Source organism: Rhizobium sp. Rhizsp42 (genome assembly GCF_047304155.1).
In the GTDB taxonomy this organism is placed as follows: domain Bacteria; phylum Pseudomonadota; class Alphaproteobacteria; order Rhizobiales; family Rhizobiaceae; genus Rhizobium.
Genome location: NZ_JBGLYS010000143.1, coordinates 1 through 276, shown reverse-complemented (window position 1 = coordinate 276; position 276 = coordinate 1). Strand labels below are relative to the sequence as shown.

Annotated in this window: 1 protein-coding gene; it reads left to right on the top strand. The window is 58.7% G+C overall.

From position 1 onward, the window contains the following. Positions 1-125: 125 nt before the first annotated feature. A partial coding sequence (locus tag ACCD05_RS31870) for a SulP family inorganic anion transporter (RefSeq protein WP_413397678.1) occupies positions 126-276 on the top strand: 151 nt, incomplete at its 3' end.

Sequence of the window (276 nt, the reverse complement as noted above, 5' to 3'; positions counted from 1 at the left end):
CTTCGTAGCCTGTCTCACAACAACGTTTGCGAGACAGGTCAACAGATCCCTGTGTGGTTTAGCCGAGGCTGCTGATCAGGCAGCCCGGCTTTGCCATGCCTGAAGAAAACTTCGGGAGAGTCACCATGCGTGCCGCTCAATTAAAAGCTGTTCTGCCACGGGAGCTGCTGGCTTCGGTGGTTGTGTTTCTGGTTGCCCTGCCTTTGTGCATGGGCATCGCCATCGCCTCCGGGCTGCCACCGGCCAAAGGCCTGATCACCGGCATCATCGGTGGGC